Here is a 21,394-nt window from a genome sequence, read left to right on the forward strand (position 1 = left end):
ATGGACGCCGTCACCCGGGTTCCCGCACCGCGCAACGAGCCGGTGCTCACCTACGCCCCCGGCTCCCCGGAGCGGGCGGAGCTGCAGCAGCGGCTGACCGAGCTGGCCGCCGCGCCCCTCGAGCTGACGATGACGCTCGGGACGACCCGGCGGATGGGCGGCGGGGAGCGCTTCGACGTCGTCCAGCCGCACCGGCACGCGGCCGTCCTGGGCACCGCCGCGCACGCCACGATCGCCGACGCCCAGGAGGCGGTGCGCTGCGCGAAGGAGGCCGCGCCGGCCTGGCGCGACCTGTCCTTCGACGACCGGGCCGCGGTGTTCCTGCGGGCCGCCGAGCTGCTGGCCGGCCCGTGGCGGCAGACGCTGAACGCGGCCACCATGCTCGGCCAGAGCAAGACCGCCTACCAGGCCGAGATCGACAGCGCCTGCGAGCTGATCGACTTCTGGCGCTACAACGTGCACTTCGCCCGCGAGCTGCTGGCCGAGCAACCGGTGTCGAGCCCCGGTGTGTGGAACCGGGTGGACCACCGGCCGCTGGAGGGCTTCGTCTACGCGATCACGCCGTTCAACTTCACCGCGATCGCCGGCAACCTCCCGACCGCGCCGGCGCTCATGGGCAACACCGTCGTGTGGAAACCCGCGCCCACCCAGCAGTTCGCCGCGCACTTCCTCATGCGGCTGCTGGAGGCCGCCGGCCTGCCACCCGGCGTCCTCACGATGGTCACCGGCACCGGAGCCGAGGTCTCCGAGGTGCTGCTGGCCGACCGCGACCTGGCCGGCATCCACTTCACCGGGTCGACGGCGGTGTTCCAGCAGCTGTGGCGCACGGTCGGGCAGAACATCGACCGCTACCGCGGCTATCCGCGGATCGTCGGGGAGACCGGCGGCAAGGACTTCGTCGTCGCCCACCCGTCGGCCGACGTCGACGTGCTGCGCACCGCACTCATCCGCGGCGCCTTCGAGTACCAGGGCCAGAAGTGCTCCGCGGCCTCGCGCGCCTACGTCCCGCGCAGCGTCTGGGCGCGGCTGCGCGACGACCTGATCGGGCAGACCGAGGCCCTGCCGATGGGCGAGGTCACCGACTTCTCGAACTTCCTGGGCGCGGTCATCGACCGGCGGTCGTTCTCGAAGCTCACCGGCGTCCTGGACCGGGCGGCCGACGACGACGCGCTGACTGTCGTCGCCGGCGGCACGGCCGACGACAGCGAGGGCTACTTCGTGCGGCCGACGATCATCGAGGGCACCGACCCGGCTCACGACGTCTTCACCACCGAGTACTTCGGCCCGGTGCTGGCGGTGCACGTCTACGACGACGCCGACTACGACACGGTGCTCACCCAGATGGAGTCGGTCGCGCCCTACGCGCTCACCGGCTCGGTCATCGCCTCCGACCAGGCGGCCATCGCGCACGCCCGCCACTTCCTGCGGTTCGCGGCGGGCAACTTCTACGTCAACGACAAGCCGACCGGCGCCGTCGTCGGCCAGCAGCCGTTCGGCGGCGGGCGCGCCTCGGGCACCAACGACAAGGCCGGCGCCGCCCAGAACCTGCTCCGCTGGACCAGCACCCGGGCGATCAAGGAGACCCTCGTCCCGCCGACCGACCACCGCTATCCGCACATGGCGTGAGTCAGCCGGGCCAGTGGAGCAGGCCGTCGGCGCGGAGCACCGCACCCGCGGACGGCACGTGCGGCCGGAGCCGGCCGTCGGGCATCAGGTGGTCGACGGCTCCGCCGCGGGCGAGGACGGCGACGTCGGCGACCAGCCGCCGGTGACAGCGCCACCACACGCTCTCGCTGCACAGGACCGCGACCGTGGTGTCGCGGGCCTCGGCCAGCACCTCGTCCAGCGCGGCGGTGAACTCCGGCGTGCGGGTGTGCGCGGCGTAGGCGGCGAACTGCGCCACGGTCCACCAGCCGTCGGCGACCGGCTCGTCCGGCGGCAGCCGCCGGCGCCCGCCCAGCCGGGCGTCCCACCGGTAGCCGATCCCGGCGGCGGGCAGCCACTCCTCGAGCGCCTCCCGCCGGACGTCGGGGTTGCTGCGGCTGCCCGGGAAGCGGCGGACGTCGACGACCAGCCCGACTCCCGCCCCGGCCAGCCGGGCACCCAGCCGGGCGCGGTCCTCGGGACCGTGGCCCACGGTGAGCAGCACGCCACCCTGCCTACCCGCGCGCCGCCGCCCACCCGTCATGCTGGTCCGCCGGGCGAGGTGGCCCGGGCGAGGGGAGCGGCGTGGCAGGCGGGACGACGGGGGACCGGACGTCGCTGTGGCGGCAGCCGGCGATGCGGGCGCTGGCCGCCTCGACGGCGCTGGGGTTCGCCAGCTACTTCCTGACGCTGGCCTCGCTGCCGGCCTACGCGGTCGCGGGGGGCGCCGACGCCGACATCGCCGGGCTGGTCACGGCCGTCTTCCTCACCGTCACCATCGTCGTGCAGTCGGTGGTGCCCGTGCTCACCGCCCGCTTCGGCGTGGGACCGGTGCTCGCCGTCGGCCTGGTCGCCCTCGGTGCGCCGGCCCCGCTGTACGTGGTGGACGACGGGCTGGTCTGGCTGTCGGCGATCGCGGTGGTCCGCGGCGCCGGCTTCGGGGTGCTCACGGTGCTGGGGGCGACGCTGGCCGCGCAGGTGGCCCCGGTCGAGCGGCGCGGCGAGGCGATCGGGCTGTACGGGCTGGGGATCGCGGTGCCCAACCTGCTGGCCGTCCCCGCCGGCGTCGCGCTGGTGCTCGACGGCCAGGTGGCCTGGCTGGCGTGGCTGGCCGCCTCCCCGGTGCTGGCCCTCCCGCTGGTGCCCGGGCTGGTGCGCGCGGTGCGGGCGGAGCCGGCCGGGGGGACGTCGTCCCGCGCGGCGGCGCTGGCCGCCCTCGCCCCCTCGGTGGTGCTGCTCGTGGTGACGCTGGCCGGCGGCGGCGTGGTGACGTTCCTGCCCATCGAGCGGCCCGACGGCGCGCTGGCCACGGTGGCGCTGCTGCTGTTCGGCCTCACCGGTGCGGTCACCCGGTGGCAGGCCGGGCTGCTCGCCGACCGCGTGGGCACCCGCCGGCTGATGCCGCTGTCCCTGCTGGTCGGCGCGCTGGGGATGGCCCTCGTCGCGCTGGGGCTGATCGCGGGGGACGCCTGGATCCTGGTCGGGGCGGCGGTGTTCGGCGCCGGCTTCGGCGCGGTGCAGAACCTGACCCTGGTGACGGCGTTCGCCCGCGCCGGCGAGGGCGGGGCGACGGCGGCCAGCGCGATGTGGAACGCGTCGTTCGACGCCGGCACCGCCGCCGGTGCCCTCGCGCTCGGGCTGGTCGCGGCCGGCATCGGGCTGGACTGGACCTTCGTGGCGGTCGCGGTGCTCCTCGTCGTCACCCTGCCGGTCGCCCGGGTGGCGACGCGCACCTGACCCGGGCCGGTCGACCCTGTCGGCTCCCGGCGCCGGGGTGTGGGATCCGCGCATGGGCGAGGCCGAGGTGCTCGGGCTGTTCCGCCGGGCGGTGACCCACGACGACGCCACGGCGATGCGGGCCGGGCTGGAACGGCTGCTCGGCCTGACCGAGGGGGCGGGCCTGTCGGCGGCGGACGAGTACCGGGTCCGGCACCCCGACTACGTCATGGAGATGCCGCAGTCCGGGGAGCGGATCCGCGGCCGCGACGCGATGCGTGGGATGCAGGAGGCCTTCCCGGCGCCGCCGCGCGTGCAGCTGCGGCGGGTGGTGGGCGCCGGCCGGGTGTGGGTCGTCGAGGGCGTCAACGACTACGGGGGCGACGTCTGGCACGTCGTCCTCACCCTGGAGCTCGACGACGACGGGCGGATCGTCCGCGACACCCGCTACTACGCGCGGCCGTTCGAGCCGCCGGCCTGGCGGGCGCCGTTCGTGGAGCCGGTCGCCTGACCGGTCGAGATGCTCGCGCGGTGTCAGCCGGCGAAGCGGTCGGCGACGGCCAGCTGCGAGCGGATCAGCAGGACCTCCTCCGCCGAGCGCTGCAGCCACCCCCGCAGGCCCTCGGGGTCCTCGCGGTTGGCGTCGCGGAGGAAGCCCAGCCGCAGCTGGCGGGTGTTGGCCTGTGCCCGCTGCGCCGGGGGCAGCCGGCGGGCCTCGGTGCGGGCGATGGAGGTGAGGCCGGCGCCGACGAACACCAGGTCGCGGATGGTGGGGATGCCGGCCAGCAGCTCCTCGGCCCCCGCGGGATCGCCGTCTGTGAGGAGGCGGACCAGGTCGTCGGCGGTGCGCCGCCCGGCGCCGTGCTCATCGGTCATGCACCCCACTGTGCCCGGTCGTCGCCGCACGCGGGTCCGGAGGGGCGGAGACGTCGGTCTCTGCCCCTCCGGCCGGGTTCACGCGTCGCGGCGGGAGAAGGTCACCGCGGCGATCGCGACGACGGCGGCCACCTCGGCGGCGAACACCGCGAAGCCGGCCCACGGGCCCAGCAGCAGCGGGTTGAACGACTCGGGCGTGCCGATCGCGGACCCGGCGTTGCCCGGCATGAGCTTGGTGGCCCACTCGCCCCAGGCGCCGGGCAGCAGCATGACCATGGTGCCGACGACGAAGACCAGGCCCAGCACGATCGACAGCGCGGCGGCGGTGTGCCGGACCAGCAGCCCGACGGCGGCGGCGAACAACCCGAGGCCGGCCATGTACAGGCCGCTGCCGTACAGCGCGCGCAGCACGCCGTCGTCGGTCAGCGCCAGGCCGATGCCCTCCCGGTCGAGGAACCAGTTGCCCGCCAGGTAGCCGGCCAGCGCGGTGCCGGTGCCGGCCACGAACAGCGTCGCGGTCAGGACCAGCGCCTTGGCGGTGAGGACCGTGCCGCGGTGCGGGGTGGCCGCCAGGGTGGCCCGGATCATCCCGGTGCCGTACTCGCTGGTGACCGCCAGCGTGCCCAGCACGATGGCGGTGACCTGGGCGAACATCATCCCCCAGGTGACGAAGGCGCCGACCGGCTCGCCGGTGTTGCCGGCGGCGAGGTCCTCGGCGGCCAGCGCGCAGACCAGCGTGGTCAGCCCGGCGCCGAGGACGAACATCGCGGCGACCGACCAGCCGGTGGAGCGCACCGTCCAGAACTTGACCCACTCGGCGTGCACGGCGGCGCCCAGGCCCGGGCGGGCCGGGGTCTCGGTGCGGGTCCAGGCGTGCGTCCCCACGGCGGTCACCGCTGCGCCCCGGCGGGCTGGGCGGCGAACTCGACGCTGTCGGCGGTCAGGGTCATGAAGGCGTCCTCGAGCGAGGAGCGGACCAGGGTCAGCTCGTGCAGCAGCAGGCCGGCCGTGCCGACCAGCTCGCCGACGGCCGCGGCGTCCAGCCCCTGGACCCGCAGCTCACCGCCGTGCGCGGCCACGTCCAGGCCCCGGCGGCGCAGCAGCGTGGCGACCTCGTCGTGCTGCGGGCTGCGCACCCGCACGTAGGAGGCGGCGTGCTCGGCGACGAAGTCCGCCGTCGAGCAGTCGGCCAGCACCCGCCCGCGGCCGATCACCACGAGGTGGTCGGCGGTCAGCGCCATCTCCGACATCAGGTGGCTGGAGACGAAGACGGTGCGGCCCTCGGCGGCCAGGTCGCGGGCCAGGGTGCGCACCCAGCGGATCCCCTCGGGGTCCAGGCCGTTGACCGGCTCGTCGAGGACGACGACCGGCGGGTCGCCGATGAGCGCCGCGGCGATGCCCAGCCGCTGGCCCATGCCGAGGGAGAAGCGGCCCACCCGGGTGTGCGCGACGGCGGTGAGGCCGACCAGGTCGAGGACCTCGTCGACCCGGGTCACGGGGAGGCCGTTGCTCGCGGCCAGCCACCGCAGGTGGTCGCGCGCCGAGCGGCCCGGGTGCAGCGCCCGCGCCTCCAGCAGCGCGCCGACCTCGCGCAGCGGCGCGGGCCAGTCGGTGTACCGGCGGCCGTTGACGGTCACGCTGCCGGAGGTGGGGCGGTCGAGGCCGAGGACCATCCGCATCGTCGTCGACTTGCCCGCGCCGTTGGGGCCGAGGAAGCCGGTCACCCGGCCGGGCTCGACGCTGAAGCTGATGCCGTCGACGGCGGTCCGGTCGCCGTAGGTCTTGGTGAGCCGGTGCGCGGTGATCACGTGGTCACCGGTGCCGGGGAGGTCGGGGAGTCCATGCCGTCGAGGTTGTCGGGCGAGGACGGCGAGGACCATCGGGGAGCGCCCTGACCTGCCCCTGAACCGTCCCCGAGCGCCCGGCTCGGGGTCAGCCCTCGGGTGGACGCCGGAACTCGGCGCGCCAGCGGCTGCCGGCCGGCTCATCCCGGTCGGCGTACCGCTGGAGGTCCGCGGTCTCCAGGCCGCTCCCGAACGCGGTCACCTCGGCCGGGGTCAGCGGCCAGGGCGGCCCGCCGGGAGGCGGGCCCTCGTCCCGCGCCGCCGCGACGACCAGCAGGGTGCCGCCGGGGGCGAGCAGGCTGCGGACGGCGGCGGTCGCCCGCGCCCGCACGTCGAGCGGCAGGGCCTGGACGGTGTGGACCTCCACGACCAGGTCGAAGGCGCCGCGCCAGGCCGCGGGCAGGTCCAGCAGGTCGGCCACGGTGTACTCGACGGCCGATCCGGGACGCCGCTCGCGGACGGTGGCGACCGCGGTGGGGGAGACGTCGAACGCGACGACGTCGAAGCCGAGTCCGGCGACGAACTCCGCGTCCGCGCCCAGCCCGCAGCCCACGACGACCGCGCGGCGACCCCGCCCGGCCGGCGCCCGCTCCGAGGCCCACGCGACCAGCAGCGGGTGGGCGTCGTCGCGGTCCCAGGGCATCGCCACCTCGCCGCGGCGGCCGGCGTCGTAGAGGCGGTCGAACCAGCCCGTCGCGTCCCCGGCGGCCAGGGCCTCGGCGGCCAGGCGGTCGGCCCGCGGCACCCAGTCCCGGTTCATGCCCGTGTCCCGTCCACAGGAGGGGAGACCGGCCGGGCGTCCCGGGCTCATCGGTGCCCGTCAGGCCGGGCGGAGCAGCTCCGCCGTCGGGTGCAGCAGCCGGCGCAGGTCGCGGGCGACCTCCCGGCCGGCCCGGTTGGCGCCGATGGTGCTGGCCGACGGGCCGTAGCCGACGAGGTGGACGCGGGGCTCGCCGGCGACGTGCGTCCCCTCCATGCGGATGCCGCCGCGGGGACCGCGCAGGCGCAGCGGCGCGAGGTGGCCCAGCGCTGCGCGGAAGCCGGTGGCCCACAGGATCGCGTCGGCCCGCACGAACCGGCCGTCGTCCCACGCCACGCCGTCGGGGGTGATGCGGTCGAACACCGGCAGCCGGTCCAGGACGCCGCGCTCCCGGGCCTCGCGCACCCACGGCGTCACCACCAGGCCGGTGACGCCGACGACGCTGCCCGGGGAGCGGCCCTCGCGGACGGCGTCCTCGACCAGCGCCACCGCGGCACGCCCCGCGTCCGGACCGAACGGCTCGTCCCGCCACACCGGCGGGCGGCGGGTCACCCACGTCGTGTCGGCGACATCGCTGATCTCGCCGAGCAACTGGACGGCCGAGGCCCCGCCACCCACCACCACGACCGACTGCCCGGCGAACTCCGCCGCGCCCCGGTAGTCGACCGGGTGCAGCTGGCGGCCGCGGAAGGTCTCCTGCCCGGGGTAGCGCGGCACGAAGGGCCGGGTCCAGGTGCCGGTCGCGTTGACGACGGCGTCGGCGGTCCAGTCGCCGTCCGACGTCTGCACGAGGAACCGGTCGTCGGCGGTCCGCCGGACGGCGGTGACCCGCACCGGGCGGTGCACCGGGAGGCCGAACCGCCGCTCGTAGTCGGCGAAGTAGGCGGGCACGGCCGCGGCGACGGGCACGTCGTCCGGGGCGGGCGGGAACGCCAGGCCGGGCAGGTCGTGCACCGCGTGCGTGCGGGCCAGGGTGAGCGAGGGCCACCGGTGCTGCCAGGCCCCGCCGGGCCGGGCGTCGGCGTCGAGGACGACGAAGCCCGTAGCGGGTGCGAAGCCGACGCGGGCGAGGTGGTGGGCGGCGCTCAGCCCCGCCTGGCCGGCGCCGATCACCACGACCTCCACGTCCCTGTCCACGCAGGGCACAACGGTGGCGGGCCGTCGAGCCTTCCGCCGCCGCCGTCAGGCGGCGGTGGCCGGGCGTTCGGGTGCGAGGTGGATCTCGGTGCCGTCGGGTCGCCAGGTGCGCCATCGTCCGTCGGATGCTCGGTGGACCCGGAAGCCGTGATGGACCTCGGTGTGGTGCCGCTCGCAGAGCAGCGCGGAGTTCTCCAGCGAGGTCTGGCCGCCGTTGATCCACTCCAGCCGGTGGTGCACGTCGCACCAGTGGGTGGGGGCGGTGCAGCCGGTGAACACGCAGCCGCGGTCGCGGTGCTCGACCGCCTTGCGCAGGTGCGGCGGCACGACCCGGGCGGTGCGCCCGAGGTCCAGCGGCAGTCCCTCGGGGTTGAGCACGATCCGGGTGACGGTGGCGTCGCAGGCGATCCACCGGGCCCGCGCGGCGGAGACGGTGGCGCCGAACCCGAGGTCGGCGGCACCCGGTCCGGTGCCTGCCGACGCGAGGTCGGCCAGCGGGATGGTGACCGCGACGTGCGGCTTGACGGTGCGCAGCACCGGCAGGTGGCCCGAGGCCAGCTGGTTGTCGCACAGCTGCACCAGCGCATCCCCGAGCTGCTGGGCGCGGGTGCGCAGGTCCCCGGCGCACCGGCCCGCCGCGGCGATGGACTCCAGCGCCGCCTGGAACTTCTCCCCGCCGACGGCATCGAGCTCGACGCGGGCGGTGATGCTGCCGTCGGAGTGGCGGGCGATCGACACCGACCGGCCCTCGGTCGGATCCGGTTCGGTGCCGTCGGGGTCCAGCCGCGCCAGGTAGTGCCCGACCACCTGGCGCAGTGCCCGGTGGGGCCGGGTGGCGGCCACCTCGGCCAGCGCGCCGTCCACCTCCCCGAGGTCGACGCCCTGCTCCGCCGCGGCCGCCCGCCGCTCCGGGGTCACCACCGGCACCACCGCGGCCACCTGCTCGGCGCTGACCTGCCCGGCGGCGAACGCCCGGGCCACCGCCGGCAGGTGCTCCAGCGCCCGCCCGGCCCGCACCACCCGGCCGGCCTCGGCCGCGGACAACCGCACGTGCCCGCGCAGCCAGGAGCGCATCGTCGTCAGCCCGTCGTGCTCCGCGGCCCGCCGGACGTCCGCGGCCCGCACCGTGCGGGCCAGCTCCGCCTCGATCCGGTTCCGCGCGGCCACCAGCGCCGCGGTCCGGTCCAGCAGCTCCCCGTCGCCCAACCCGGCCAGGTCACCGCCCGCGAGCGCATCGAGCACCGACGACAACCCGTCCACGACACCTCCCGACAGCTTCGATCAGGTGTTCGAAGTCTATCGCGAAGCCGGACCGCTCACCACCGGAATCCCCAGGTCAGACGGCTGTCCACAGTCCACGACGCGCTCTGGACAGACAGGTGCCGACCTGCTGGCGAGGGGTCCGCAAGCGGCCTCTGCGATCTTGCGGGTTCCTTGCGGTTGCCGGGCGGGAGCCCTGCGGTTGGGCCGCCAGAGTCCTCTCTGTCACCGGCACACGGTGGCCGACAGAACGAGGAGAGGAACACCGTGACCGCCCAGAACGCACGAGCCCGCGCCACCCGGAGCCGGGTCCTGGCCTCCGCCGGCGTCCTCGGGGTCGCCGCGGCCGTCGCGGGCCTCGGGACCTTCGGGACGTTCACCGACAGCACCACGCCGGTGCTCACCCAGCTCGACACCGGGGTGCTGTCCATCGCGCTGACCGAGGCCGCTGACGCCGCGACGTTGAGCCTCTTCGACAACGGCAGCTTCCTGGCCGGCGACGCCGAGAGCTCGGCGATCGACCTGGTCAACGACGGCACCGTGCCGCTCTCCGAGCTGCGCATGACCTCGGTCGCGAAGACCTCGAGCGCGCTGGACACGGACGCCGACCACGGCCTCCAGCTGGCCGTCGAGTCCTGCTCGGTGGCCTGGCGGCTGACCGCCGGCGCGTGGGCCTGCAGCGGGACGACCGTCAGCCACTACGACGGCCCGATCGTGGCCGACCCGGTGCTCGCCGGCTCACCGGGCCTGGCGCCCGGCGGCGTGGACCACCTGCTGCTCACCGCCTCGCTGCCGTCGACGACGACCGCCGACACGGTCGCGGACGCGGTCAGCGACCTGGACTTCACCTTCGGCGCCGTCCAGCGCGACGGCGCGCCGAGGTGAGCCGGCCCTCCGGGGCCTGACGAACGGCCGGCGTCTCCATCGCACGGGGGGACGGAGCCGCCGGCAGCACCGACCGGCGACGCTGTTGGGGGACAGCGTCGCCGGGAGCACCACCGGCGTTCACGAGGGGGAACGGGGACGCCGGCCGTACGACCGGAGCCGCTGTCGGGGGACAGCGTCGCCGGGAGCACGACCGGCAGCACCGAGGGGGAATCGGTGCCGCCGCCCGGGGGCGCCCGGCGCGGCCGTTGGGGGACAGCCGAGCCGGACGGGGACGACGAGGCCGGTCGCGGACAGCCGCGGCCGGCCTCGCGTGTGTGCGGACGACGTTGTTCCGTCGGCGCTGCGACACGCCCGGAACACGGGTTACGTTCATTCGGTGACCGACGGTGAGGACAAACGACCGCAGTCGTCCCCCGCGCGGACGCGCAGCGGGATGCGCCGGCTGGACCCGGCACGCGACCAGGCCATCGCGGCCGCGGTCCTGGAGGTGCTCGCCCGCGACGGGTACGCCGGGCTGACCATGGACGCCGTCGCCACCGCCGCGGGTGTGGGCAAGGCGACCATCTACCGCCGGTGGTCGAGCAAGTCCGACCTGCTGCTCAGCGTCATGGACGTGATGGGGGAGCGGCTCGCCGCGCCCGACACCGGCACGTTGCGCGCGGACATGGTCGGACTGCTGACCGCCACCGTGCAGCTGCTCGACGGACCGGCCGGCCGGGCCACCCGCGCGCTGATGGGTGCGGTGCAGGACGACTGCTCCCTCGCCGAGGCGTTCCAGCGGGGCCCGCTCGCGCACTGGGACCGCGCGTGGGCGACGGTGCTGGAGCGAGCGGTCGCGCGGGGGGAGGTCACCCCGGCGGCGGGGGACACGCTGGCGGTCGAGGCGGGCACGGCGGTCGTGGCCCTGCGCTGGCTGGTCACCGGCCGCTCCCTGGACGACGAGATCGTCCGGCAGCTGGTGGACGACGTCATGCTCCCCCTGCTGGTGGGCGGCCGGTAGTCGCGTTTAGATCGGCGGCGACGGGGCAGCGGGCAGGTCCCCGAGGAGCGGGAGGCCGGGTGAACCTCGAGAAGGTCGTCTTCGGCTTCTTCGTCGTGCTCGCGGCCACCCTGAACTTCGGCTTCTTCATCGGCGACATCGACGACCCGGCGCTGCACAACCCCTACGAGCTGTTCGCCGCGGTCGTCGTCAACCTCATCGCGACCGTGCTCAAGTTCGGTGACCGCACCCAGATCGGCGCGGTGCACCTGGCCACCAGCCTGGTCGCCGACCTGCAGCTCATCGGCGCGACCCTGATGTTCGGCTACGCCGAGTACGTCTCCTCGGCCGGCATGACCGCCTCCTGGACGGCCAGCGTGGTGTCGCTGTCCGGCGGCGCCCTGCTGGCCAACATCGTCTCCGTCGTCCTGCTCGTCGTGGAGACGGTGTCCTTCCACCGCGGGTGACGGGAGGCCGTCGTGGGCAACCCCCTGCTCACCTTCTGGAAACAGCTCTTCGGTCCGGAGGACGATCGCCGGGTGCGGCGGACGACGCTGCGCGCCGCCGCCGCGTCGGCCGCCCAGGCGTCGGCGACGATCTTCCTGGTCATGCGGCGCATGCGCGCGCCGCTGATCGTGCTCATCGTCATCTTCGCCGTCAGCGTGCTGGGGCTGACCCTCATCCCCGGGCAGGACCCCGCGGGCCGCCCGTGGCGGATGGGCTTCTTCGACGCCTTCTACGTCATGAGCTACACGGCCTCGACGATCGGCTTCGGCGAGATCCCGTACCCGTTCACCTACAACCAGCGGATGTGGGTGACGATCTCGATCTACCTCACGGTGATCGGCTGGGCCTACGCGATCGGCTCGCTGCTGGCGCTGCTGCAGGACCGGGCGTTCCGCGGGGCGCTGGCGTTGCAGCACTTCACCCGCAAGGTCGCCCGGCTGCGCGAGCCGTTCGTCGTCGTCGCCGGCTACGGCCGCGCCGGGGAGCTCCTGGGGCACTCGCTGGACGCGCTGGGCCGCCGGTTCGTCGTCCTGGACGTCTCCGGCGAGCGCATCGACCAACTCGAGCTCGGCTCGTACCACGCCGACATCCCCGGGCTGGCCGCCGACGCCCGCGACCCCGGGCACCTGGCCGTCGCGGGCCTGGACCACCCCTGCTGCGAGGCGGTTGTCGCGCTCACCGACGACGAGGAGGCCAACCTCACCGTCGTCATGGCCGCGGCGCTGCTGCGCCCGGAGCTGCCGGTCATCGCGCGGGCGACCTCGGAGGCGATGGCCGAGCGGATGCGCGCCTTCGGCCGGCCCAGCGTGGTGGACCCGTTCGACCGGTTCGGCGACCACCTGCGCCTGGCGCTCAGCGCCCCGGCGTCCTACCAGCTGCTCACCTGGCTGGAGAGCGGGCCCGGACAGCCGCTGCCCGGACGCGGGACGCCGCCGCGCGACGGCCGGTGGGTCGTCTGCGGATACGGCCGGCTGGGCCGCGAGCTGACCGCCGACCTGCGGGCCGAGGGCATCGAGGTGACCGTCATCGAGCCGGACCCGAGGGCGCGGCAGGACCCCGCCATCGTGGTGGGGGACGGCGCCGACCCCCGGGTGCTCGAGCAGGTGGACCTCCCGTCCACGGTCGGGTTCGTGGCCGGCACCGACAACGACACCGCCAACCTGTCGCTGGTCGCGGCCGCCCGCCGCGTCAACCCGTCGCTGTTCGTCGCCGCCCGCCAGAACCGCCCGACGAGCTCTCCGCTGTTCGCCGCCATGGAGCTCGACGCGCTGCTGGTGCCCACCGAGGTGGTCGCGCACGAGGTCTACGCCCAGCTGTCCACCCCGTTGCTGTGGCGCTTCCTCCGCGAGATGCCCGCGCGGGGCGACGCGTGGGCCGCCGACCTGGTGGACCGGCTGACCGGGCTCTGCGGCCCGCAGCTGCAGGCGCTGTGGAAGGTGCGGTTGACGCCGCAGGAGGCGCCGGCGCTGCAGCGGTGGCTGGCCTCGGGGGAGGCCCGGCTCGGCGACCTGCTGCGCAACCCGGAGGACCGGGAGGAGCCCCTGCACGCCACGGTGCTGCTGGTCCTCAGCGACGGGGAGGCGGTGCTCGCGCCGGACGGCGACCACGTGCTGCGCCCCGGGGACGAGCTGCTGCTCGCCGGCTGGTCCGCCGCGCGGCGGGCGCTGGGCACGATCCTGCTGGTCGACTCGGTGCTGGAGTACGTGGTGTCGGGTCGGCGGGTGCCGTCCAGCTGGGTCTTGCGCACGCTCAGCCGCACCCCGGCGCCGGACGAGCGCACCCCGGCCCGCACGCGCTGATCCCCCGGACGGGTGGTCCCGGCCGCTGCGCCGGTGCCACCGGCCGTCGCGGGGCGCGACCATCCGTTCCCGAACAGCTCTCGAGGGGGACGACGGTGGACAGCGTGGTGGACCTGCTGCAGGTGTGGCTCGGCCTGGCGGGAGTGGCGGTGGTGCTGCTGGCCGCGGTGCTCTACACCGTGCTCCGGGTGGGCTGGGCCGACGGCGTCGAGCTGGACGACGAGGAGCTCGCGGCCTAGCGGGACGTGCAGGTGGAGCGGGGGTGCGCCATCAGGGACTCGAACCCCGAACCCGCTGATTAAGAGTCAGCTGCTCTGCCAATTGAGCTAATGGCGCGTGTCGTCGGCGTCGGCCGGGCGACGAGGGAGAACGATACCAGCGTCGTCCGGGCCGCCGCCGGGGAGGTTCGGGGGCCGGCGACCGCCGTGGATCCGCATCGCCCGTGGACACTGGGGTCCGGTGCTGGTGGCCGGCCCGCGGGACGGCCACCGACGATGCGGGAGGAAACGCGATGCGACGGACGGCCGCGCTGGTCACGGCGGGGTTCCTGGCCCTGGTGGCCGGCTGCTCCGGGGACGGGGAGCCGGCCCGCGCGGCGGCCGAGCCGACCGTGGAGGCCGTGCCGGCGTCGGTCCAGGTGGCCCCCGCCGACGGCTCCACCGACGTCTCGCCGACCGTTCCGCTGGAGATCTCCGTCACCGACGGTGAGCTGACCGACGTCGCCGTCGTCGACGGGGCCGGCGCGCCCGTTCCCGGTTCGGTCGCGGACGCGCCCGCCGATCCCGCCACCGACGTGTGGACGCCGGACGCGCCGCTGGCCTACGGCGCCAGCTACACGCTCACCGCCACCGCGGAGGGCTCGGACGAGCAGCCGGTGCAGGCCGCGACCACCTTCACCACGGTGACCCCGCAGACCCTGTCGACGCCCTCCATCGGTCCGCTCGACGGCCAGACCGTGGGCGTCGGGATGCCGATCCGCGTCTGGTTCGACGACGCGGTCGCCGACAAGGCCGCCGTCGAGAGCCACCTGCGCGTCACGAGCTCCACGCCCACCGACGGGGTCTGGAACTGGTTCAGCGACACCGAGGTGCACTTCCGGCCGTCCGGGTACTGGCCCGAGAACACCGACGTCACCCTGGAGGCCGACCTCTACGGCGTGGCCCTGGGCGAGGGCGTCTGGGGCGAGAAGGACCGCGCGGTGTCCTTCCGGATCGGGGAGCGGCACGTCTCGATCGCCGACGCCTCGACCCACCGGATGCAGGTCTTCGACGGCGACCAGCTCGTCCAGGACTTCCCGATGAGCGCCGGCAGCCCGGACAACCCCAGCTACAACGGCCCGCACGTGGTCACCGAGATGAACCCCGACCGGGTCATGGACTCCAGCACCTACGGCGTCCCGGTCGACAGCCCCGACGGCTACCGGACGCCGGTCCAGTGGGCCGTCCGCCTCTCGGACAGCGGCGAGTTCGTGCACGCCGCACCGTGGTCGGTGGGGCAGCAGGGGCGGGAGAACGTCTCGCACGGCTGCATCAACATGTCGACCGAGAACGCCCGGTGGTTCTTCGACTTCTCCCAGCCCGGCGACGTCGTCGAGGTCCGCAACTCCAGCGCCGGGACCCTCCGGTCCGACATCTACGACTGGACCATCCCCTGGGAGGAGTGGCAGGCCGGCAGCGCGCTGAAGTGAGCTGACGCCGTCGGCCAGGCGTTTCACGAGCGCCTCCGCGGGAAGTGATCACTCCGGTTCCGAGCTGAGGAGAGTGCCGTGGACACCTGGGTGATCGTGCTCATCGTCGTGGTGGCGGTGGTGCTGCTGGCGCTGCTGGCCCTCGCGCTGGCCAAGCGCAACCGCATCAACGGCGCCCGCAAGCGCGAGCAGGCGCGGGAGCACCTGCAGGAGGCGCAGCTGCGCGGCGCCCGCGCGGAGAAGGAGCGGGCCGCGGCCGAGGAGCAGGCCGCCCGCGCCCGCCGCGAGCGCGCCGAGGTCGAGGAGCGCACCCGCCTGGCCGAGCAGGAGGCCGCACAGCGTGCCGCCCAGGCGCAGGAGCACGCCTCAGCCGCCGAGCAGCTGCGGGCCAAGGCGGAGAAGCTCGCGCCGGGGCTGGCCGACCAGCACGGGCGCCACGACGCCGGGCGGCACGACGCCGGCCAGCGCGGGGACGGCGTCCCTGGCGACGGTGTCCGGCACGACGGCGGGCGCGCGCCCGAGGCGGCCGGCCCCGACCACCCCACCGGTGGGGCCACGCGCCGGTGAGTTCCCGCCCCTCGGGGGGTCTGACCCCCTGAGGGGCACCGCTGTGCCCCGTCCGCCGGATCCGGAGGGGCGCCATGACCGACCTGCTCGCCATCGGTACACGCAAGGGCCTGTGGCTGGCTCGCAGCGACGACGACCGCCGCACGTGGACGCTGGGTGAACCGCACCTGCTCGCCCAGGAGGTCGCGGCGGTCTCCATCGACACCCGCCGGTCGCGGCCGCGGGTGCTCGCCGGGATCCAGTACGGCCACTGGGGTCCCACGGTCATGTGGTCCGACGACCTCGGCGGCACCTGGCAGGAGACCGAGTCCGGGGCGATCCGCTTCCCCGAGGACACCGGCGCCGCGCTCGCGCGCGTGTGGCAGCTGCGCCCCGACAGCGCCGACCGCCCGGACGTCGTGTGGGCCGGCTGCGAGCCGCACTCGCTGTGGCGGAGCACCGACGGCGGCTGCAGCTTCCAGCTCGTCCGCGGGCTGTGGGACCACCCGCACCGGCCGACCTGGCAGCCCGGCGGCGGGGGCGGGGCGGTGCACACCGTGCTGCCCGACCCGGACTCGGACCGGGTGACCGTCGCGATGAGCACCGGCGGGGTCTACGTCAGCGAGGACGGTGGCGGGGAGTGGACCCCGCGCAACCGGGGCATCAGCGCCGTCTTCCTGCCCGAGCCCACGCCGGAGTACGGCCAGTGCGTGCACAAGGTCGCCGTCGACGCGGCCGGCCCCGACCGGATGTACGCGCAGAACCACTTCGGGGTCTTCCGCACCGACGACGCCGGCGGCAGCTGGGCGTCGATCGCCGGGGGGCTGCCCGCCGACTTCGGGTTCCCGATCGTGTCCTCGCCGTCCACGCCGGGCACCGCCTGGGTGGTGCCGCTGGTCGCGGACATGCAGCGGGTGCCGCCGGGCGGCCGGCTGCGGGTGCACCGGACCCGGGACGCCGGCGAGACCTGGACCGAGCTCGGCACCGGCCTGCCCGACCGGTTCTGGGCGGCGGTCATGCGCGACGGCTCCTGCGCCGACGACGCCGACCCGACCGGCATCTACGTCGGCACCCGCGACGGGTGCGTCTACGCCAGCGCCGACGAGGGAGAGTCGTTCACGCTCGTGGCCGACCACCTGCCCGACGTGCTGGTCGTCCGCGCGGCCCGGATCCCGTGATGTCGGTCGAGGTGGTCCTGCCCGGCGTCCTGGCCGACCTGACCGGCGGGGCCAAACACCTGCACGTGGACGGCGGCGGGACGCTCGGCGCGCTGCTGGACGCGGTGGCCGCCGAGCACCCGCGGCTGGACCGACGGATCCGGGACGAGGCCGGGGCGCTGCGGCGGTTCGTCAACGTCTACGTGGACGGCGACGACGTCCGCTTCACCGGCGGCCTGGACGCCGCGGTGCCCGACGGCGCCGTCGTCCAGGTGCTGCCGTCGGTGGCGGGCGGCTAGCCGGTCAGAGCGTCGCGAGGGTCGCGCACTCGGCGCAGAGCTGGGCGCCCTCGTACCCCTCCGGCGGCCAGAGGGTCTGCTCGTCCACCGCGACGTAGGCCCCGCAGAGTGCCTTGCGGCTGCGGCCGTTCACCTTGCCGATGGTCGCGTGCGCCGGGCCGATCTGCCGCGGCTGGAGTCCCTCGGCGCTGCCCACCGAGCCGACCATCACGACGGCGTGCGCGGTCCCGTAGGAGTAGGCGAGAGTCATGGCCCCAGGGTCGCCACGGGCGCCCCGGGCCGACAGCACCCGACCGCGCGTGTTCGGCCCACCCGTCACTGCCGTCCCACCCGGCACGCCCCCCCAAAGGTGGGGCATCGGGACCGAAGGCCCTTGGCAGGAACGGAACCGAGCCGTATCACTGGGGCCGTGCTCACCGAAGCCGTCGACCGCGAAGGCCCGAACCACCCGGCGCCGCTCGAGGTCCGCCCGCAGGCGCCGCTGTTCACGGCGTCCGTCGACCAGCGCACGGGTGCCATCCGGACCCGCGGCCACCTCGATCTCGTGGGGGCCGAACTGCTGCGCAGCAGCGTCGTGGCCCTGCGGCGGTGCGGCCACCGGTCGATCACCGTGCACGTCCAGCCGCCGGCGACCGCCGACGCGCCGGCCCGGGCACTCCTCGCCGACCTCGCCGACCGGCTCGCGGCCGAGGGGGTCCTGCTCGAGGTGCGCTGAGTCCGGCGCCGTCCTGCCGGCGACGGGGGGCACGAAGCCGACCGGCCTCCTTGCGGTGATCGTGCGGTTGCGCGGTCCCCGTCCTACGTCGTGGCGGGCGCCGTCCTGCCCGGGTACACGGTCACCGCCCGCCGCGACAACGCCTCGACAAGCGTCTGGCGGGTCGGTGGCGCGTCGACGAGCGCGATCAACGTCGTGCCAAGAGGGCTCCGGCTACACGTTCACCCTGACCGCCACGACCGACTACGGGTGGACGGCGGAGTCGACCGGGACCGCCCGCGTCGCCTGCTGACGCGCGGCCCCGTGCCCGCCCCCGACGTGCAGAGAGGCCCCGGTCAGTCGCCTGACCGGGGCCTCTCCCGACGGGGTGAGTGACGGGGCTCGAACCCGCGACACCCAGGATCACAACCTGGTGCTCTACCAGCTGAGCTACACCCACCGTGTCCCTCGTCGGGCGTGCCGACCGGGGAACCGGGACAACGATACCGGAGAGACTCAGGCGCCGGACGCGGCCGGTGGCGTGGCCGCCTCGCCGGTCTCCTCCGCGGCGAAGACGGCGGCGAAGGACTCGGTGACGCGGGCCGAGGCCGCCTGCGCGTCGGCGGTCGACGGGCCGGGCGCGTCGACGAACAGCGTCTGCCGGTAGTAGGCGAGCTCGCGCACCGACTCGATGATGTCGGCCAGCGCGCGGTGCGCGAGGCCCTTCTGGGGCTGGGCGAAGTAGACCCGCGGGAACCAGCGGCGGGCCAGCTCCTTGATCGAGGAGACGTCGATCATCCGGTAGTGCAGGTGGTCGTCGAGCTCGGGCATGTCCCGGGCGAGGAAGCCACGGTCGGTGCCGATCGAGTTCCCGCACAGCGGCGCCGACCGGCGCTCGGGCACGAACCGCTTCACGTAGGCGAGCAGCTGCTGCTCGGCCTCGGCGACGCTCAGGGTCGCGGCCCGGACGGCGTCGGTGAGGCCGGACTTGGCGTGCATCTCCGTGACGACGTCGGCCATCCCGTCGAGGTCGGCGTCCTCGGCGGAGATCACCAGGTCCAGGCCGGGGTCCAGGACGTTCAGCTCGGAGTCGGTGACGAGCACCGCCACCTCGATCAGCTTGTCCCTGGTCAGGTCCAGCCCCGTCATCTCGCAGTCGATCCAGACCAGGTGCCCCGCACTCTCCGCCACGTCCGACGACCCTACGTCCCGTCCGCCACGACCGCCCCGCGTGTCCGCCCAATACCGCACCCGGCACACCGATGCCACTCGAGGGGCTGGATCGGGGGTCCTCCGCGGCTAGGCTCGGTCCTGCTCGCATCGAGACCAGGAGTTCCGCCGTGCCCCCTGCCGCACCCGCCGCGCCCGCCCGAGTGGTCCCCGCGGCTCCGGGTTCGCTGACCGCCGGGGTCCGCCACCCGGTCGCGACCCTCCGCTGGCTGTGGCCGGCGTACATGACGCCGGGGCGGCCCGGCCGGCCGACCACCCAGCAGGAGCTGCGGTGGATCTACGTCGCGTGGCTCGGCGCCTTCCTGCTCAAGATGCTGGGCTCCTCCTGGGACGTCTCCTGGCACTTCCGCTGGCTGCGCGACGACCTCGCCCCGCCGCACCTGCTGAACTCGGCCGGCACGGCCGTCGTCATCGCGCTCGTGGTGTTCCACAGCTACAGCGGCTACGGCGTCGACCGGCGGGCGCTGCGGCTCATGCAGTGGGGGATCGCCACGTTCCTCGTCGCGGTGCCCGTCGACATCCTCAACCACCGCATCAACGGCCTGGACATCACCAGCTGGAGCCCCAGCCACGCGCTGCTCTACATCGGGACGGCGATCATGCTGGCCGGGGCGATCCGCGGCTGGTGGCTGTACGCCGCGCCCGGCCGGGTCCGCGACCTGGTGTCGCTCGGGCTGTGGCTGTTCTTCGTCGAGAACGTCGTCTTCCCCAACCAGCACCAGGAGTACGGCGTCCTGTCGCTGCGGGCCTACGAGGCCGGCCGGACGACGGCCGAGCCGCAGCTGCTGGACTTCGCCGCCTCCCAGGGGCAGACGCCGACCATGTTCATGCTGCCGGTGCCCTCCTGGGTGCACCCGGGGTGGATGCTGTGCGCCGGGCTGCTCGCCCTGGTGGTCGCCCGGAAGACGGTCGGCCTGCGCTGGACCGCGACCGTTCTCGCCGCGACCTACCTGGCCTACCGCGCGGTGATGTGGCTCGGCCTGGTCGCGATGGACTTCCCGCCGTCGGTCCTGCCGCTGGTCCTCGTGCTCGGGGCCGTCGCGATCGACCTGGCGGTCACCTGGCGGATGCCGGGGTGGCTGGCCGCTCCGCTGGTCACCGCGGTGTTCTACGCCGGCGGCGCGGTGCAGGACGCGGTCGGCTTCCTGCCCCCGTGGAACTGGACGTGGTGGTCGGTGCTGCTCGTCGGTGCCACCTTCACCGCGCTGTGGACGGCGGTCGACGCGATCGGCCGCTCCCGGTGGCTGGCCGCCTGGCGAGCGCCGGTGGAACCCGGCCGGGCCGGCGCCGTGTCCGGCGGCACGCCGACCCGCTGAACCCCCGGGACCGCCCCGTCACATGACGTAGCGTCGGGCCACGCCCTGCCGGTCGGCCGGCCCGCGTCCCCGACGTCGTGCGGCCCGTGCCGCCCCTGCTCCCCACATCCCGCTCGGAGGACGACGTGCTGCCCCTCACCCCCATGCCGCCGCAGACGGCGGGGGAGCGAGCGCTGTTCGCGGAACTGGCCCGGTGGGACACCGGCGGGGCGGTCCGCGGCGCGGTCGTCGCCTCTCTCCCCGTCGTGGACGGGCCGATGGAGCGCCGGCTGTCCGACGCCGTCCTCTTCGTCCCCGAGGGGCTGGCCGTCGTCCGCGTGGTGGAGGTGGTGCGGCAGAGCGGCGTGGTGACCGCCTCGCCCGACGGCTCCTGGACGATCGGGCCCGGTGCCGGCCCCGGCGAGGTGCTGCAGCTGGCCGGCGGCGGCTCCACGCCGCTGGACGGGCTCATGCGCGCCGGCATGGACGCCGCCGTCCGGCTGCGGCGGGCCGGCCTGGAGCCGGGCCGGATCGCCCGGCTCACCGTCCTGGTCGGCGACCTCACCGGGCTGGTCCCCGCCGACGGCGACCTCGGCGAGGGCGACCAGGTCGCGCTGTTCGAGCCCCGGTCCCTGCTGCTGGGCATCGCCCGGGCCGCCCGCTACACCGGGGTGGACAACCCCCGGCTGTGGACGACGGCCGACGTGCGGGCCGCGCTGGAGGCCCTCGGGTTCCCCGGCCGGGGCCCGACGGTCCAGGAGCTCAACAGCGAGGGGTTCCCCTACTCGCCGTACGTGCTGCGCACCCCCGAGCTGCTCGCCCCCGCCGCGATGACCGCCGCACCGCGCGCGGTGACCGCGGAGGCGCCGGTCCGTCCCGCGGCGTTCCCGTCGCCCGGGCGGCCCCTGGTCGACCCGGTCGCCGCTGCCGCGGTGGCCGCCGCGGCGATCCGCGCCGACGAGGAGGCCGCCGCCCGCGCCGCCTCCGCCCGGGACGCGGCGGTGGCCCAGGCGCTGGCCCGGCCCGGCGAGCCGGGCGATCTCCGGGAGCCGGCCCCGGTGCCCGCGGCCGATGTC

The 21,394-nt window shown here is 75.3% G+C and carries 23 protein-coding genes, 2 tRNA genes and 1 pseudogene; 15 read left to right on the forward strand and 11 right to left on the reverse strand.

From position 1 onward, the window contains the following. Entirely contained in the window at window positions 1-1,626 is a 1,626-nt protein-coding gene (pruA, locus tag PGN05_RS15725) for an L-glutamate gamma-semialdehyde dehydrogenase (RefSeq protein ID WP_419753500.1), read from the forward strand. 1 nt (window position 1,627) lies between these two features. On the opposite strand, the gene PGN05_RS15730 is transcribed toward pruA, so the two are convergent. Next, entirely contained in the window at window positions 1,628-2,149 is a 522-nt protein-coding gene (locus tag PGN05_RS15730) for a DUF488 family protein (RefSeq protein ID WP_419753501.1), read from the reverse strand. An 80-nt stretch (window positions 2,150-2,229) separates the two neighbouring features. On the opposite strand from PGN05_RS15730, the gene PGN05_RS15735 reads away from it, so the two are divergent. After that, window positions 2,230-3,381 (forward strand): MFS transporter, encoded by a 1,152-nt coding sequence (locus PGN05_RS15735; RefSeq protein ID WP_419753502.1) that lies wholly within the window; start codon window positions 2,230-2,232, stop codon window positions 3,379-3,381. Between the two features lie 52 nt (window positions 3,382-3,433). Further along, complete coding sequence (locus PGN05_RS15740) at window positions 3,434-3,871, forward strand: hypothetical protein (protein ID WP_419753503.1); 438 nt, start codon at window positions 3,434-3,436, stop codon at window positions 3,869-3,871. 23 nt (window positions 3,872-3,894) lie between these two features. Here PGN05_RS15740 and PGN05_RS15745 read toward each other — a convergent pair whose 3' ends face one another. The 6 genes from PGN05_RS15745 to PGN05_RS15770 all read right to left on the reverse strand — a co-directional run bounded on the left by PGN05_RS15745 (window position 3,895) and on the right by PGN05_RS15770 (window position 9,237). Next, window positions 3,895-4,236, reverse strand: coding sequence for a hypothetical protein (locus PGN05_RS15745; RefSeq protein WP_419753504.1), 342 nt, complete (start codon window positions 4,234-4,236; stop codon window positions 3,895-3,897). 78 nt (window positions 4,237-4,314) lie between these two features. After that, window positions 4,315-5,130, reverse strand: a complete 816-nt coding sequence (locus tag PGN05_RS15750; RefSeq protein WP_419753505.1) for an ABC transporter permease subunit — start codon at window positions 5,128-5,130, stop codon at window positions 4,315-4,317. Continuing rightward, window positions 5,127-6,044 carry an ABC transporter ATP-binding protein gene (locus PGN05_RS15755; RefSeq protein WP_419753506.1) on the reverse strand — a complete coding sequence of 306 codons (918 nt, stop codon included), beginning with the start codon at window positions 6,042-6,044 and terminating at the stop codon, window positions 5,127-5,129. The genes PGN05_RS15750 and PGN05_RS15755 overlap by 4 nt, the downstream gene beginning before the upstream one ends. A 124-nt stretch (window positions 6,045-6,168) precedes the next feature. Next, entirely contained in the window at window positions 6,169-6,840 is a 672-nt protein-coding gene (locus PGN05_RS15760) for a class I SAM-dependent methyltransferase (protein ID WP_419753507.1), read from the reverse strand. Between the two features lie 60 nt (window positions 6,841-6,900). Next, complete coding sequence (locus PGN05_RS15765) at window positions 6,901-7,977, reverse strand: NAD(P)-binding domain-containing protein (protein WP_419753508.1); 1,077 nt, start codon at window positions 7,975-7,977, stop codon at window positions 6,901-6,903. Between the two features lie 45 nt (window positions 7,978-8,022). Continuing rightward, window positions 8,023-9,237, reverse strand: a complete 1,215-nt coding sequence (locus PGN05_RS15770) for a DUF222 domain-containing protein (protein WP_419753509.1) — start codon at window positions 9,235-9,237, stop codon at window positions 8,023-8,025. Between the two features lie 267 nt (window positions 9,238-9,504). Between PGN05_RS15770 and PGN05_RS15775 the strand changes: the two genes are divergently transcribed. The 5 genes from PGN05_RS15775 to PGN05_RS15795 all read left to right on the forward strand — a co-directional run bounded on the left by PGN05_RS15775 (window position 9,505) and on the right by PGN05_RS15795 (window position 13,649). Next, window positions 9,505-10,122, forward strand: coding sequence for a hypothetical protein (locus PGN05_RS15775; RefSeq protein WP_419753510.1), 618 nt, complete (start codon window positions 9,505-9,507; stop codon window positions 10,120-10,122). 379 nt (window positions 10,123-10,501) lie between these two features. After that, a complete protein-coding gene (locus PGN05_RS15780; protein WP_419753511.1) occupies window positions 10,502-11,125 on the forward strand; it encodes a TetR/AcrR family transcriptional regulator in 624 nt (207 codons plus the stop codon). A 59-nt stretch (window positions 11,126-11,184) separates the two neighbouring features. Further along, the gene (locus PGN05_RS15785; RefSeq protein ID WP_419753512.1) at window positions 11,185-11,571 is read left to right on the forward strand and encodes a DUF6394 family protein; all 387 of its coding nucleotides are present in this window, start codon (window positions 11,185-11,187) and stop codon (window positions 11,569-11,571) included. A 12-nt stretch (window positions 11,572-11,583) separates the two neighbouring features. Then, window positions 11,584-13,410, forward strand: a complete 1,827-nt coding sequence (locus PGN05_RS15790) for a potassium channel family protein (protein ID WP_419753513.1) — start codon at window positions 11,584-11,586, stop codon at window positions 13,408-13,410. Window positions 13,411-13,505: 95 nt separating this feature from the next. Continuing rightward, entirely contained in the window at window positions 13,506-13,649 is a 144-nt protein-coding gene (locus PGN05_RS15795; RefSeq protein ID WP_419753514.1) for a hypothetical protein, read from the forward strand. Between the two features lie 24 nt (window positions 13,650-13,673). Here the strand turns inward: PGN05_RS15795 and PGN05_RS15800 are convergent. Continuing rightward, window positions 13,674-13,746, reverse strand: a tRNA-Lys gene (locus tag PGN05_RS15800). Window positions 13,747-13,921: 175 nt separating this feature from the next. Here PGN05_RS15800 and PGN05_RS15805 point away from each other — a divergent pair. The 4 genes from PGN05_RS15805 (at window position 13,922) to PGN05_RS15820 (ending at window position 17,099) form a co-directional block, all read left to right on the forward strand. Continuing rightward, entirely contained in the window at window positions 13,922-15,097 is a 1,176-nt protein-coding gene (locus tag PGN05_RS15805; protein WP_419753515.1) for a L,D-transpeptidase, read from the forward strand. Window positions 15,098-15,175: 78 nt separating this feature from the next. After that, complete coding sequence (locus PGN05_RS15810; RefSeq protein WP_419753516.1) at window positions 15,176-15,664, forward strand: hypothetical protein; 489 nt, start codon at window positions 15,176-15,178, stop codon at window positions 15,662-15,664. Between the two features lie 74 nt (window positions 15,665-15,738). After that, window positions 15,739-16,821: a WD40/YVTN/BNR-like repeat-containing protein gene (locus tag PGN05_RS15815; protein WP_419753517.1), complete on the forward strand. Its 1,083-nt coding sequence runs from the start codon at window positions 15,739-15,741 to the stop codon at window positions 16,819-16,821. Further along, on the forward strand, window positions 16,821-17,099 hold the full coding sequence (locus PGN05_RS15820) for a MoaD/ThiS family protein (protein ID WP_419753518.1): 279 nt from the start codon (window positions 16,821-16,823) through the stop codon (window positions 17,097-17,099). The genes PGN05_RS15815 and PGN05_RS15820 overlap by 1 nt, the downstream gene beginning before the upstream one ends. A gap of 4 nt (window positions 17,100-17,103) precedes the next feature. On the opposite strand, the gene PGN05_RS15825 is transcribed toward PGN05_RS15820, so the two are convergent. Next, entirely contained in the window at window positions 17,104-17,349 is a 246-nt protein-coding gene (locus PGN05_RS15825) for a hypothetical protein (protein ID WP_419753519.1), read from the reverse strand. Between the two features lie 159 nt (window positions 17,350-17,508). Here PGN05_RS15825 and PGN05_RS15830 point away from each other — a divergent pair, with 159 nt between their 5' ends. Then, complete coding sequence (locus PGN05_RS15830; protein ID WP_419753520.1) at window positions 17,509-17,814, forward strand: hypothetical protein; 306 nt, start codon at window positions 17,509-17,511, stop codon at window positions 17,812-17,814. A gap of 366 nt (window positions 17,815-18,180) precedes the next feature. Here PGN05_RS15830 and PGN05_RS15835 read toward each other — a convergent pair. Both PGN05_RS15835 and orn read right to left on the reverse strand, forming a co-directional pair. Next, window positions 18,181-18,253: transfer RNA gene (locus PGN05_RS15835), tRNA-His, on the reverse strand. Window positions 18,254-18,309: 56 nt separating this feature from the next. Then, window positions 18,310-18,984, reverse strand: coding sequence for an oligoribonuclease (gene orn / locus PGN05_RS15840; RefSeq protein WP_419753521.1), 675 nt, complete (start codon window positions 18,982-18,984; stop codon window positions 18,310-18,312). 149 nt (window positions 18,985-19,133) lie between these two features. Here orn and PGN05_RS15845 point away from each other — a divergent pair, with 149 nt between their 5' ends. Beyond that, window positions 19,134-20,339, forward strand: a complete 1,206-nt coding sequence (locus PGN05_RS15845) for a hypothetical protein (protein WP_419753522.1) — start codon at window positions 19,134-19,136, stop codon at window positions 20,337-20,339. 125 nt (window positions 20,340-20,464) lie between these two features. Then, window positions 20,465-21,394: pseudogene (locus tag PGN05_RS15850) on the forward strand (hypothetical protein); the annotation flags it as partial.

Source organism: Geodermatophilus sp. CPCC 206100 (assembly GCF_048569675.1).
Classification (GTDB): domain Bacteria; phylum Actinomycetota; class Actinomycetes; order Mycobacteriales; family Geodermatophilaceae; genus Geodermatophilus.

Bases quoted from the DNA above. Each gene is read 5' to 3' on its own strand.
- PGN05_RS15740 (WP_419753503.1), top strand. From the start codon at position 3,434: ATGGGCGAGGCCGAGGTGCTCGGGCTGTTCCGCCGGGCGGTGACCCAC.
- PGN05_RS15825 (WP_419753519.1), bottom strand. From the start codon at position 17,349: ATGACTCTCGCCTACTCCTACGGGACCGCGCACGCCGTCGTGATGGTC.
- pruA (WP_419753500.1), top strand. From the start codon at position 1: ATGGACGCCGTCACCCGGGTTCCCGCACCGCGCAACGAGCCGGTGCTC.
- PGN05_RS15805 (WP_419753515.1), top strand. From the start codon at position 13,922: ATGCGACGGACGGCCGCGCTGGTCACGGCGGGGTTCCTGGCCCTGGTG.
- PGN05_RS15745 (WP_419753504.1), bottom strand. From the start codon at position 4,236: ATGACCGATGAGCACGGCGCCGGGCGGCGCACCGCCGACGACCTGGTC.
- PGN05_RS15820 (WP_419753518.1), top strand. From the start codon at position 16,821: ATGTCGGTCGAGGTGGTCCTGCCCGGCGTCCTGGCCGACCTGACCGGC.
- PGN05_RS15760 (WP_419753507.1), bottom strand. From the start codon at position 6,840: ATGAACCGGGACTGGGTGCCGCGGGCCGACCGCCTGGCCGCCGAGGCC.
- PGN05_RS15815 (WP_419753517.1), top strand. From the start codon at position 15,739: ATGACCGACCTGCTCGCCATCGGTACACGCAAGGGCCTGTGGCTGGCT.